11 protein-coding genes are annotated in these 13,911 nt (G+C 50.3%); 2 read left to right on the top strand and 9 right to left on the bottom strand.

The genetic code is table 11. The features are described from left to right. Positions 1-134: 134 nt before the first annotated feature. Positions 135-3,647 carry a pyruvate:ferredoxin (flavodoxin) oxidoreductase gene (gene nifJ / locus B2U90_RS05620; RefSeq protein WP_292017350.1) on the bottom strand — a complete coding sequence of 1,171 codons (3,513 nt, stop codon included), beginning with the start codon at positions 3,645-3,647 and terminating at the stop codon, positions 135-137. Between the two features lie 336 nt (positions 3,648-3,983). Further along, positions 3,984-5,321 (bottom strand): branched-chain amino acid transport system II carrier protein, encoded by a 1,338-nt coding sequence (gene brnQ, locus B2U90_RS05615; RefSeq protein WP_113855654.1) that lies wholly within the window; start codon positions 5,319-5,321, stop codon positions 3,984-3,986. A 495-nt stretch (positions 5,322-5,816) separates the two neighbouring features. Here brnQ and B2U90_RS05610 point away from each other — a divergent pair, with 495 nt between their 5' ends. Continuing rightward, a complete protein-coding gene (locus B2U90_RS05610; protein ID WP_292017318.1) occupies positions 5,817-6,635 on the top strand; it encodes an amidohydrolase family protein in 819 nt (272 codons plus the stop codon). Between the two features lie 101 nt (positions 6,636-6,736). On the opposite strand, the gene B2U90_RS05605 is transcribed toward B2U90_RS05610, so the two are convergent. From B2U90_RS05605 to B2U90_RS05580, 6 genes are all read right to left on the bottom strand, one after another. Further along, a complete protein-coding gene (locus B2U90_RS05605) occupies positions 6,737-7,657 on the bottom strand; it encodes a transketolase family protein (protein WP_292017317.1) in 921 nt (306 codons plus the stop codon). After that, the gene (locus B2U90_RS05600; RefSeq protein ID WP_059075342.1) at positions 7,657-8,475 is read right to left on the bottom strand and encodes a transketolase; all 819 of its coding nucleotides are present in this window, start codon (positions 8,473-8,475) and stop codon (positions 7,657-7,659) included. The genes B2U90_RS05605 and B2U90_RS05600 overlap by 1 nt, the downstream gene beginning before the upstream one ends. 105 nt (positions 8,476-8,580) lie before the next feature. After that, positions 8,581-8,949: a PTS glucitol/sorbitol transporter subunit IIA gene (locus tag B2U90_RS05595; protein WP_170088109.1), complete on the bottom strand. Its 369-nt coding sequence runs from the start codon at positions 8,947-8,949 to the stop codon at positions 8,581-8,583. 70 nt (positions 8,950-9,019) lie between these two features. Next, complete coding sequence (gene srlE / locus B2U90_RS05590) at positions 9,020-10,015, bottom strand: PTS glucitol/sorbitol transporter subunit IIB (protein ID WP_292017316.1); 996 nt, start codon at positions 10,013-10,015, stop codon at positions 9,020-9,022. After that, positions 10,008-10,556 (bottom strand): PTS glucitol/sorbitol transporter subunit IIC, encoded by a 549-nt coding sequence (gene srlA, locus B2U90_RS05585; RefSeq protein ID WP_059075345.1) that lies wholly within the window; start codon positions 10,554-10,556, stop codon positions 10,008-10,010. Before srlA ends, srlE begins: the two co-directional genes overlap by 8 nt. Continuing rightward, positions 10,557-11,540, bottom strand: a complete 984-nt coding sequence (locus tag B2U90_RS05580) for a sugar-binding transcriptional regulator (RefSeq protein ID WP_292017315.1) — start codon at positions 11,538-11,540, stop codon at positions 10,557-10,559. A gap of 158 nt (positions 11,541-11,698) precedes the next feature. On the opposite strand from B2U90_RS05580, the gene B2U90_RS05575 reads away from it, so the two are divergent. Further along, positions 11,699-12,517, top strand: coding sequence for a Cof-type HAD-IIB family hydrolase (locus tag B2U90_RS05575; protein ID WP_292017314.1), 819 nt, complete (start codon positions 11,699-11,701; stop codon positions 12,515-12,517). Positions 12,518-12,613: 96 nt separating this feature from the next. Here the strand turns inward: B2U90_RS05575 and B2U90_RS05570 are convergent, their stop codons facing one another. Further along, entirely contained in the window at positions 12,614-13,906 is a 1,293-nt protein-coding gene (locus B2U90_RS05570) for a Na+/H+ antiporter NhaC family protein (RefSeq protein ID WP_292017313.1), read from the bottom strand. Positions 13,907-13,911 lie beyond the last annotated feature (5 nt).

Genomic DNA, 13,911 nt, shown 5'->3' with positions numbered 1-13,911 from the left:
TATTATATTCTAGAATCAAATTTCGTGAATTGTCAAGAACTTTTTAAGAATATGACTCTATGATCTGATTGCAAAAAAACATGCAGCCCTGACGTATCAGGGCTGCATGCCGGGAGCGTATATGCTGCTGCGTATTACTTTCTGTCTGCCAATTCCTTGTAGGAATCGAGCCGGTCTTTCATATCTTTTTCCGTACGTTCGTAGAACTGTTCCGCCTGTTCCGGGAAGACTTTCTGCAGCGATGCATACCGTACTTCGCCCAGGAGGAAGTCCTTCAGATCGCCCTTGGGATCCTTCGAATCCAGGCTGAATCCATTCTTGCCGGTTGCTTCTACATCCGGGTTATACCGGTAGAGATGCCAGTATCCGTTCTGTACGGCTTTCTTTGCTTCTATCTGGCTGAAGCCCATGCCCTTCTTGATGCCGTGGTTGATACACGGTGCATAGGCGATAATCAGGCTCGGTCCTTTATAGGCTTCGGCTTCCTTGATGGCCTTGATGCACTGGTTCATGTCAGCACCGAGGGCTACCTGGGCTACATAGACATAGCCATAGGTCATAGCCATGCGGCCTAAGTCCTTCTTCTTCGTCCGTTTGCCGCCAGCTGCGAATTTCGCAATGGCACTGGTCGGCGTCGCTTTCGACGACTGGCCGCCTGTATTGGAGTAGACTTCTGTATCCATGACCAGGACATTGACATCTTCATCCTGGGCCAGGACGTGATCCAGGCCGCCGTAGCCGATATCATAGGCCCAGCCGTCGCCGCCGAAGATCCACTGACTGCGTTTTACCAGATAGTCGCGGCGGTCATAAATCCGTCTGCATACCGGGCAGCTGTCCTTTACGCCTTCCAGTACGGCTGTAACCTTGTCGGCCCGTTCCCGTGTGCCTTCTGTGTCATCGCGGTGATCATACCAGTCCTGCAGGACCGCTTTCACATCAGCCGGTGTCTGGTCGTTGGTCAGTACTTCCGCTACGTCCATGGCTACCTTTTCCCGTACCTGGCGGACGCCGAGGTACATGCCCAGTCCGTATTCGGCATTATCTTCAAAGAGGCTGTTGCCCCATGCCGGGCCGTGGCCGTCGGCATTGGTCGTGTACGGTGTAGACGGTACGCTGTCTGCCCATACGCAGGAGCAGCCTGTCGCATTGGCAATCATCATGCGGTCGCCGAAGAGCTGGGTGACCAGTTTGGCATACGGCGTTTCCCCGCAGCCGGCACAGGCACCGGAGAATTCCAGCAGCGGCTGTTCGAACTGGCTGCCTTTGACGGTAAACTTGTTCATCGGGTTGGCTTTCCGGCTGACACTCATGGCATAATCCCACAGGGGAGCTTTCTGTTCCTGTGTGCTGAACGGTTTCATGACCAGGGCCTTTTCTTTTGCCGGGCATACCTGGGCACAGCTGCCGCAGCCGAGGCAGTCCATGACGGATACCTGCATGGTGAAATTCATGTTTTTCATGCCTACAGCTGGTTTAGCCTGGAATCCTTCCGGTGCGGCTGCCAGTTCTTCGTCCGTTGTCAGGACCGGACGGATAGCGGCATGAGGACATACCATGGCGCACTGGTTGCACTGCAGGCAGTTTTCTACCTGCCATTCCGGTACATTGATAGCTACGCCGCGTTTTTCATAGGCTGCCGTTCCCTGCGGGAAGGCACCGTCTTCCAGTCCGAGGAAGGCGCTGACCGGCAGGCTGTCCCCTTCCTGGGCATTGATCGGCTTCTGCAGTTTCGTGATGAATTCCGGTACGTCTTTCTGCGCTTCCGGTGCATCGGTCGCATCGGCCCAGGCTGCAGGGATATCGATTTTCACGATCTGCGATACGCCCTGGTCGATAGCGGCATTGTTCATATCGACGACTTTCTGGCCTTTCTTGCCATAGTTGGTGACGACAGCGTCTTTCAGATATTTCACGGCATCTTCAACGGGGATGATATCGGCCAGTTTGAAGAATGCCGACTGCATGATCATGTTGAACCGGCCGCCCAATCCGATGTCCTGGGCAATCTTGACAGCATTGATCGTGTAGAACTGGATATGTTTCTGTGCCAGGGTCCGTTTCATCGATGCCGGCAGGTTCTGTTCCAGTTCGGCTGCATCCCAGATGGTGTTCAGCAGGAACGTGCCGCCGTCTTTGATACCGGCCAGTACATCGTATTTGTGTACATACGTCTGCTGCGAGCACGATACGAAGTTGGCTTTATTGATCAGATAGGAAGACGTAATCGGTGTCTTGCCAAAGCGCAGGTGGGATACGGTGATACCGCCGGATTTCTTGGAGTCGTAGGCAAAGTATGCCTGGGCATACATGTTGGTGTGGTTGCCGATGATCTTGACAGCCGACTTGTTGGCGCCGACCGTACCATCACTGCCGAGGCCCCAGAACTTGCAGGCCGTCGTGCCAGCCGGTGTCGTATCGATATCCTTGGTGACCGGCAGGGACGTATTGGTCACGTCATCTGTAATAGCAACGGTGAAATGGTCTTTCGGCGTATCCTGTTTCAGGTTTTCGAAAACGCTGAGGATATGGGTCGGTGTCGTATCCTTGCCGCCGAGGCCGGCACGGCCGCCTACGATGAGCGGTGCGTTTTCTACGCCGCTGTAGGCCTGGGTAACATCGAGATAGAGCGGTTCTGCCAAGGAGCCCTGTTCCTTCGTGCGGTCCAGGACGGCGATCTTCCGGACCGTTTCCGGGATATATTTGAAGAAGTATTTGAGCGAGAACGGACGATAGAGATGGACCGAAAGGAGGCCTGTCTTTTCTCCGTGAGTGTTGAGATAATCCACTGTTTCCTTCGTCGCATCGCACAGGGAGCCCATGGCGATGATCATGCGGTCGGCATCAGGCGCACCATAGTAGGTGAATGGGTGATATTCCCGGCCGGTCAGTTCCGATACTTTTTCCATGTATTCTTCTACGATGTCCGGCAGGGCCTGGTAGTAGCGGTTCTGTACTTCCTGCTGCTGGAAATAGATATCGCTGTTTTCCAAGGAACCTTTCAGTGTCGGATGGTCCGGGGACGAGCCGCGGTCGCGGAATTTCTTCAGGGCATCCTGGTCTACGAGTTTTGCCAGGTCGTCGTAATCCCAGGCTTCAATCTTCTGGATTTCATGGGATGTGCGGAAGCCGTCGAAGAAGTTGAGGAACGGCACGCTGCCTTTGATAGCCGAAAGATGAGCAACAGCAGCCAGGTCCATGACTTCCTGTACGCTGGCTTCGGCGAGCATGGCAAAACCGGTCTGACGGCAGGCCATGACGTCGCGCTGGTCACCGAAGATAGACATGGTATTGGTGGCCAGAGCACGTGCTGCGACGTGGAAGACGCCCGGCAGGAGTTCGCCGGCAATCTTGTACATATTGGGAATCATAAGCAGCAGGCCCTGGGAAGCCGTATAAGTCGTGGTCAGGGCACCGGACACGAGAGACCCGTGTACAGCACCGGCAGCGCCGCCTTCGGCCTGCATTTCCTGGATTTTAACAACCTGGCCGAACATGTTCTTGACGCCCTGGGTTGCCCATTCATCCATTTTTTCTGCCATAGTCGAGCTCGGCGTAATCGGATAAATAGCTGCTACATCGGTAAATACATAGGACACATAGGCGGCAGCCGTGTTGCCGTCCATGGTCATCATTTTCTTACCCATCATAAAAACCCCCATTCTCAAATTACTAATAAATGTAGAACTTGGTTCAAGTATAGTATATCCACTGGGAAAGTTCAATATAAAGGTTTGTACCTTGCACAATAGATATCGCATTGTAACGTCTATGCATACTGGTTATATATGCATATAGCTAATTTATATAGTTAAACGTTTAAAATACCGGTATACCGGTATTTCTCGTGTAGGGATACATAAAAAACATACAAGCTCTTAAAAGCCAAAAAACGGTCACATTAAGCCAAACGTGCTTAATGTGACCGCTCATGTGTCGAGTTGGAGGTTTGTGTTTTCTATAGGATTTAAAATGTAAGCTCATCACCCATGCAGGTCTTCTGCGACATCGACAGACCCTGTCACTTTTTCTGGAAGGATAAACGATAAGGCAATGGCGACGCCAACCGGCACGATCCATCCCAGTCCACTCGTACCCAGGGGCAGATACGAAAGCATCTGGCCGGCCATTTCCAGATGGGCAAACTGATGGAGAATGTCAATGACGGCACAGACAGCCGCCGCTGCGACAGCCAGACGCATGCCAATACGGGAAAGGCTGACAAATTTATTGACGATAATCAGAAGGACGACCGTAATCGCCATAGGATACACAAACAGCAGGAGCGGCAATGTCACCTGAATAATCTGGTTCAGCCCCAGATTGGCTGCTGCAAAGCTGAATAGTGTAATAATCGTGACATACGCCTTATAAGATAACCGGGGAAACTCGCTGGCAAAAAATTCTGACACAGCGGCAATGAGGCCGACCGACGTAGTAAAACAAGTAATGGCGACCATGACCGCCAGGAACCAGACGCCTACAGGGCCGAACACGCTGTAGGAAGCCTGGGTCAGCACATACGCCCCAAGGTTGACTGCCGGATTCTGATACACCGATTCCGGAATAGGAAAATGATTTCCAAGAAGCCCCAGCCCCAGATAAAGGGCCGCCATAAGGATAGCAACCGAAGCTCCTGCCGCCCACACACTGATATAATATTCACGCTGGGAGGAAAATCCCATCTGACGCAGTGTCTGCAGGGCAATGATACAAAAAGCAAAAGCAGCAATCGTATCGACTGTATTATACCCTTCTATAAAACCACTGCCAAAAGCAGAAATGGCATAATTTCCGGCCGGTGCGGTCAGTTCTGTCGTCGTAAAAGCAGAAAGGCCCAGCACAAAGAGCGCAACAATCATAACGGCAAAGAGAGGCGTCAGTATCTTGCCAATGCGGGAGAGAAGTTTTGATGGCGTAATAGAAAGCCACCAGGCCAGAGCAAAATACAATGCCGTATATACCGCCAGCTGCAGCGTGCCATCACCGGCCAGAGGCAGAATGCCCACAGAAAAAGAGGTAGCTGCCGTACGGGGAATAGCCATCAGTGGTCCGATAGCCAGATAAATGAGAGTCAGCAACACCAGGGAAAACAATGGAGATATCTTTTTATTCATTTCCGCACGGAAACCGCCGGGGTTGAACGTCCCCATGATGAGGGACACGACGGGCATGCCGACACCAGAAATAATAAATCCGATAATTGCCGGCCAGAATAAAGGCCCGGCCTGAAATCCAAGGGACGGGGGGAATATCAGATTACCTGCCCCAAAGGTCATGCCAAAAATCAGCAGCCCAATCTGCATACCTTTTTTTACCATTTTATAATAGCTCCTTCATGAATTACCGAAAAACGTTACAAATTACGACACACTCAGTATATACCGTAAATTGTAAACAGGAAAATAGTCGATTTTTATCATAATCTATTTATAATTTCTATACTTTAAAATAAACCGGCTATTATTTGGCACATCAATAATGCCACGATGAAAAAAGGAGAAAACGGAAAAAATCAAAGAATTAAGACAATCGGTTATTTCCATTTTTCTCATGGTATTTTCTATATGTATTTTCTATATGTATTTTTTATATCCAATATGCGTTTTTATAATACATATTAGTATCCTGACACGAGGCAATTCGCCTGTACGGGCAAATTTCCGATGCCGATTCTCTCTTCTGGCTCAGCCTCTCTTCCATAGCATCGACTGTTTGTCCGGAAAAATTCACATGCAGTCTGCAGAATCAGCAGGGCAAAACAGATGCTTTATGATATAATGGTTTGAAAAGACATGAGAAAGAAGTTGAATAGGATGAAAATAATTGACGCCCATTTCCATTTTGCTGATTTTCCCGGTTTTAATGAACTGGCCATCGCCGCCGGTCATGAAAACACGGCAGAACATCTGGAAAAAGAATACAAACGCCTGGGCATCATCTGCGGTATCGTCATGGGTAATAAAACGTTGTCATTAGAGGGACATCACTATCCGTCCTTTATGCGTTATTGCATCGGTCTGGACCGCTTTGCCATTGAAGAAGATCACGAAAGACAGTTATCGCTCGTTGAAGCACACCTAAAACGCCCCGACTGTGTCGGCCTTAAACTGTATCCGGGATATAACCACTTTTATGTCTATGATAAAAAAATGGACCCGTTTTTTGCACTGGCTGCCAAATACCATAAACCCGTCGCAATCCACACGGGCCTCACGGCGACAAATGACGCTCTTTTAAAATACAGCCATCCCTTTACACTGGACGAGGCGGCTGTCCGTCATCCCGATGTACAGCTCGTCATGTGCCACATCGGCAATCCGCTGTTGGAAAGTGCCATTGCCGTATTGGAAAAGAACCAGAACGTCGCCGTCGATCTTTCCGGCCTTCTGGAAGGACGAATCGGCGATATGGACCGTTTCCTGAAGGAAAATCACTGGTACATCGATACGCTCAAAGGCTGGCTCGTCTATCTTCATGCCTGGGACCGCGTACTTTTCGGTACAGACTGGCCCCTGCCCAACCTGGATGAATACATCACCCTTACCAAAGCCATCGTACCGGAACCGTACTGGGAAAACGTATTCTGGAAAAATGCCGCCCGTATCTATCATCTCGAACAATCCATCGACTGAGAACCACCTGTTGTACTCACCCCATAAAAAAGGGCATAGCATGACGGTTTCTACCATCACGCTATGTCCTTTCGTATATCTATCTGTGTATCTGTTCGTTCTTATAAGCTCTTTGCAGCCTTTACGATATCGTCAGCGGTAAGACCATATTTCTTGAGCAGGTCTGCGGGAGATCCCGATTCGCCAAACGTATCCTGGATGCCGACAAAGGCTTGTTTTGTCGGGCAGTTTCTGGCCAGAGTTTCTGCAACGGCCGAACCGAGACCACCCATGACGGTCGCTTCTTCTGCCGTAACGACTTTGCCTGTCTTCCTGGCTACATCAATGATAAGCTGTTCATCGAGCGGTTTAATCGTATGGATATTGACAACTGTCGCCTGGATGCCTTCCTTAGCCAATGTTTCTGCCGCTTCCAGCGCCTTACCAACCATGATGCCCGTTGCAATGATGGCTACATCGCTGCCATCGCGCAGGACTTCACCTTTTCCCCACTGGAATTTGTAATCATCACCGTGGATGTCATCGACGGCAGCACGGCCGAGGCGGATATATACAGGGCCGACGTATTCTACAGCGGCTTTGACTGCTTCTTCCGCTTCTTTGGCATCGGCCGGATTGATGACCGTCATGTTCGGCAGCGTCCGCATGAGGGAAATATCCTCTATAGCCTGATGGGTACCGCCATCTTCCCCGACAGTAAGACCGGCATGGGTAGCACAGATTTTAACGTTCAGATTCGGGTAGCAGATGGAATTGCGGATGATTTCAAATGCCCGGCCCGTAGCAAATACTGCAAAGGTACTGGCAATAGGAATCCGGCCGGCGGCAGCAAATCCAGCAGCCGTCCCCATCAGATCCTGTTCGGAAATCCCCATATCAAAATACCGTTCCGGAGCAACGATCTTAAAATTATTCGATTTTGTCGCAGCGCCCAAATCGGCTTCCAGGACGACGACTTTCGGGTTTTTGTAGATTTCAGTCTTGAGAATATTGCCATATGCGGCACGAGTAGCTGTCCCCATTATGCTTCGCCTCCCAGTTCGTTTAATGCCTGCGCACACTGTTCCTGATTCGGAGCCTTACCGTGCCAGCCAACCTGATTTTCCATGAACGATACGCCTTTGCCCTTAATGGTTTCGGCAATGATTGCCGTCGGACGGCCTTTCGTTTCTTTTGCCAGGGTAATAGCAGCCCGGATGGAATCATAGTCATGGCCGTCAATAGCGATGACATTCCAGCCGAATGCACGGAATTTGGCATCAATCGGATTGACATTCATGACTTCATCGTTGCTGCCATCGATCTGCAGCCCGTTGTGGTTGACGAAGAGTGTCAGATTGTCCAGCTTATACTGGGCCGAAGACATGGCGGCTTCCCAGATCATACCTTCCTGGATTTCCCCGTCGCCACACATGACATAGACGCGCCAGTCCGCCTGGTCCAGTTTGGCTGTCAGAGCCATGCCATTAGCTGCAGAAAGGCCCTGTCCCAAAGAACCGGTAGACATATCTACGCCGGGAGTATGTTTCATATCAGGATGCCCCTGGAGCATGGCGCCGCACTTGCGCAGATGCCACAGTTCTTCTTCCGGGAAATATCCCCGTTCTACCAGTGTCCCATATAAGGCAGGTGCACAATGGCCTTCTGAAAGGACAAACCGGTCCCGGTCTGCCATTTTCGGATTTTTAGGATCGATGTGCATGACTTCGAAATAGAGGACCTGCAACATATCTGTAATAGAAAGAGATCCGCCGGGATGACCCGAGCCGGCTTCTGTCAGCATCTTGACGATGTTTTTGCGCACATGGCACGCATGCTGCGCCAGTTCTTCATTTTTCATATGAATTACTCTCCTATCGTAAATATAATAGTAGCTGTATATATTATTCTATCATCAAACGGCTATCAGGGCTAGTATAAATCATTGTTTTATCTATACTGTCCATCAATGGATTTCCAATATGACGCCGTCCTGGAAATCATCGGCTTCGGGAGCTTCATCTCCCCCAAGCATGATACAGCCCGGCCGGTCAGGCACATCCGAAGCTTTGAAACAAAGCGTGCAGTGTCCCAGTTCTTCCATAGTCTGATTGACGCTGTCCCCTACGGCGGTCACATCATATACTTTTTCTCCCAAAAGGATCGTATCGCCCGGCCCGATAGGTGCCAGCAGTTTTTGTGACTGGTGCAGGACGGCTATTTCTGCCAGTTCTGCCGGTACGGTTTCATCGAAAAGAATGATGAATGGCACATCTTCTTTTAAAAAGTGAAGCGCATCACTGCCGACACGCGTTATAACGCTGTGGTATTTCAAGTAAGTTCCTCCCTGGTATGAATATCTTAGTCCTGTAAAACAGACATTTCATTATAGCCCACTTCAGAATCTAATACAAGCCGATACTGGCTGCATAAGCAATCAGGACGGAAAGCGGGCCCGTAATGACCCGTGAATAAAGAACAGCCGGCACCCCCAGTTCAATCGTGTCGGGATCGGCTTCTCCCAGACTGAGGCCGACGGGCACAAAATCTGCCCCTACCTGGGCATCAATGGCAAACAATGCTGGCAGTGCATATTGCACGGGGATGTTGCCCAGTGCGATCTGAGCCCCGACGAGTGTCCCCACCACCTGGGCAATGACGGCACCGGGTCCAAGAATCGGGGAAATAAAAGGGATGGCACAGATAAAGGAAATGACCAGCATCCCCGGCAGGGTACCGGCAACGGGGGAAATCGTATTGGCAATGACCGTTCCGATTCCGCTGGCATTGATGATGCCCAGGATCATGCTGACAAAGGCCATGAACGGCAGGATATTTTTGATGACCACATCGATGGTTTCCCTGCCGGCAGCGTAAAATTTATTGACAATCTGACCGATGCTGATTCCGATACGGGTGATGATATTCCGCTTCTGACCTGCCCGGGCCGCATCAATTTTCCGCTTCAGATCTTCTCTCTTGTGGACGGCATCGACATCTTCCGTACGGAGCAGGGCCGCCTGAACCGACGATTCATCGGCATAATCCAGATTTGTTTCCTTGACATCCGATACATACAGTTCCGGTGTCATGAATCGTGCCAATGCTCCTGATTTTCCGACAGGAAGGATATTGATAGTCAGGATATTTTTGCGGGGATAGACACCGCATCTCGCCGTGCCACCGCAGTCGATGACGACGGCCAGTATTTCACTTTCCGGTATGGCATGGGAAAATCCATCTACGGCTTCACCACCACACATATCGGCAATTTTGACAGCCAGAGGATGAATCCCTCCCCCGGTAATGCTGACGATTTTATGCTTTTCTTCTGTCGGTACCAGCGTCAGCGGGCCTCCCCAGCCGCCACTGCCACGGCGTACAATGACTGGTTTATACATGATCTGCCTCCTGTGTTTTCCGTCGTCCATCGCGTGCTTTCAAATACAGGTATATCTTTTCCGTAATCAGGCCGCGCAAAAAGATGATGATAATCCCGACCAGAAAATAGCGCACGGCCAGTTCGCCCAATTCATAGCCCAGGGCCTGTACACCGGCGGCAATCCCCATATAGACAAACAGTTCGCTGCCATTTGCGTGAGGAAACAGTCCTGTCACCGGATGAACAAAACTGACAGCCGCATCATAAAAGGCCGGTTTATACTTTTCTTCAACAAATTGCCCGAAGGTAAAACACATAGGACTGCCCATAAAGATAATAGCCAGGACCGGGACGACGGTATAACGGGTCAGCGTATATTTTGTCGCCTTTTTGGCCACGTGATAAAACCGTTCCTCCCCGATAATCTTGATTAATGAATTAACGGCCGTCATGAGGACGATGATCAACGGAATAATACCTGTGACAAAAGCCGTAAACGTGTCTCCGCCCGCCTTAAAAAGAGCCATAAATCCATTAGCTATAGCTGCTATCGTTTCCACTCACTGTTCCTCCTCTTCATGTATGAATGCTGCTATTCCTCTGGCGCAGGATTCATCGGTAATCAGTACATTTATAAATCCGCCACGCAACGCTCCCAGTACGGCTTTTATCTTGCTCCTGCCGCCGGCAATGGCAATGCGCCGTGGTACGTGCTTCAAATCCTGCAGCTGCAGTCCGGCCACTCGCTCATTATATGATTCATACGGTGCCGTCTGTCCATCCTGGTCGAAATACTGCAGAGAAATATCCCCTACGGCACCAGCAGCAGAAAACGCTTCCAGTGTATGGATATCTACATAATTCAGGCGTACTGCCGTAGACCGGCTGCTATCCAGAGTGCCGATACCAAAAACGGCGGCTTCCAGGCGGTCGTATAAATCAAATACGGGACACACGGCCCTTTCTTTGCGGAACCCGGCCAGAACTGCCGGATCAGTAAAGATAGCCGGCGAATAGAGCTGCAGCCGCTCCCCGCCAAAACGCCGTGCAAATTCACCCGTGAGAAAATTGGCATGGGTTTCACTCCCTTCGCCGATACCTCCCACCAGGGGAACAAAGGTACAATGGACCGGTTCCAAATTCCCGCACTCTGCTTTTATCGTCTGCAGCAGTGTCCATCCCATAGAAATCCCAACGTAATCGCCGTTATGCAGCACCCGTGCCAGATAGGATAAAGCCGCACTTCCCAGGGCGCTGCAGCCAACTTCCGCTCCGCTCTGTGCTGGACTGTCACAAACCACGATGGCTTCTTTCAGGGAAAAAGCCTCTTCGAGCTGCCGTTCCAGTTGTCCATAGGCCGTAGCATCGGGATTGACTATTTCAATGCGTACAATGCCCAGTTCCCGTCCTGATTTCAGCATCCGCGATACCGATGGCCGGGATACGCCGAAGATGTCACAAATTTCCTGCTGACTCTTTTCCTGACGGTAATACAAATCACAACATTTATATATCAGACGTGGATCATCTACTAACTTTTTCATTTGTTCAATACCTTTCCAAATGTAAACGAAACAACTATATTATACGGATAAACGCCCGGTCTGTCCAGTCTTTTTTCTTCCCCTCTTGTCAGCGGCCGTCATGAAAGGTATAGTAAGTAAGGAACAGGAATACTAATTTTTTTGTGAAAGGACACACCATGTTATCTTATACTCTCATGACCTGTGATATGGATGGCACTCTTCTCAGTGACGATGCCACCATCTGTACGCGCAATATCCAGACAATACGCCAGGCTATCGGAGCAGGGCTTCATTTCGTTCCCTGCACGGGCCGGGGCTTTGAATCGTTGAATCATATCCAGGAAACACTGGGCATTTACCAAAAACCGGGAGAATATGTCATTTCCTATAACGGGGCCCTCATTACGGAAAACAGTCATAATGACATTCTCTATGAAGACGGGCTTCCCTGGGATATTGCCAGCGCTCTTTACGACTTTGGCGTAGCTCACCATATCACCATGCATATCTACCCCTATGGCAAGGTATATTTGTATAATTACGTTCCCTTTGAACGGGCATTCCTCGAAGGGCGCATGCCCAACATAGAAACATTTGAACCATCCCTCGATTTTCTCAAAGGGCAGACAGTCTATAAAATCGTCTATATGGATCCGGATCTTCCGACACTCAACCGATACCGACAGCAGCTCGGCTCTCTCCTCGACGACGTGACAGTCAGCTACTCCAGTGACCGGTACATCGAATTCAACCATAAAAACGTCACGAAAGGAACGGCCCTGCGGAAACTGGCAGGACTGCTTCATATTCCCATCAGCCAGACGCTGGCTATTGGCGATAATATCAACGACACGGAAATGCTGAAAGCCGCGTCTTTCAGCGTCGGCGTCCACAATCTGAACGAAGCCATCCGGCCGTACTGCAACGTCGTCACAGAAGCTACCAATAACGAAGGTGCCGTCGCAGAAGCCATCGAACGATTTATTTTGAAATAATAGCAAAAACGGAGCTTACCATGAAAAAAGTACCATCATGGCAAGCTCCGTTTTTTGTTTGGATTTTCTATATACATTATCATTGCAGGTCAAGGATCATTTCCACTGTTTCCAGCTCCACAGAGGCTGAAGATACAGATAGACCGCAGCAGCCAGACTGGATACGGGAGCCGATACAGCTGCCAGTGGTACCGCTGCGGCTATGCACCAGGGAATGAGGGCTGCACTGACAATGACCGTATCTTCCAAAGCCAGCATCATGTCTTCCTTATCCTGTACCAGGTCCTGACAGATTTGCTCAGTCAGGATGACGGCCAGCGTCTGGGCGCAGGAAACCATACTGATAAAAAAGGACACAATCCAGATGCATCCAAAGGGATTGAGCCATTTTTTCAGCACCATCACACCGTGCCGGATTCCCAGGAGCAGTCCCGTACGTTCAAACAAACCGGCGTAGGTTGCCGACAGGCCAATAATGGCAATGGAAGGAAGCATCGACAATACGCCACCACCGTCGAGAAGCGCCGCCAGTGCCGGTTCGGGACAACGATATCCCGTAAGGAGCATAGGGAGGAGATCAGCCACCGCCATATGCTGGAGCGTCACGGTCAGGACAAAGGCGACGAAAATACTTAGTCCCATCGTTTTGCGCACATCCATCTGCAACAGGGAACACACAATAATCAGTATCGCCGGTATGAGCGTCAGCCAGTGCAGCTGGAACGATGAAGAAAATAAATGCCATACGTCCAGCCCCATCCCTGCACTGCTTCCGGAATGCCATCCTGCCAGTCCATAGATGACGCAGGACAGGACAAACGGTATTATAGCACGGCGTGCCATGAGCACGAGATTATGAAAGAAGTCCGTATTCGTCACGGCAGCTACCAAAAGGGCACTCGTCGAAAGGGGCGAACAGCGGTCGCCAAAAAAAGCCCCGCTCATGATGGCGCCCCCGGTCCATACCGGACTGGCTCCCAGGAAATTGGCTACAGACATACAGATGACCCCCATGGTAGCGGCCGTGCCAAATGCCGTCCCGGTGAGACAGGAAATACAGCAGTTCAGCACAAAGGTCATGACGAAGAACACTTCCGGCCGGATCATATTTCCTGCCAGCGATACAATCATGGGAATCGTGCCACCGGCCCGCCAGACCGTCGTCAGCATGCCAATCAGTACCATAACCATCAGAATGGTACTGACCGTTTTCAAGCCGCGTAAGGAATTTTGCCACAACTCTCCGGCAGGGATATGACGCCATAGGCCATAGGAAAAAAAGAATATATATCCTGCCGCCAGTGCCCAGACAACAGAAAAATGAAATATTACACAAAAAATCAGGGATACTACAAATAGTCCCAGTACCAGCCACGCCACGTAAAACACCTTCT

Origin of the sequence: Megasphaera sp. UBA4233, assembly GCF_002395615.1 — a bacterium.
Lineage (GTDB): Bacteria > Bacillota > Negativicutes > Veillonellales > Megasphaeraceae > Megasphaera > Megasphaera hexanoica.
This window is presented reverse-complemented; position numbering and strand designations above follow the sequence as displayed.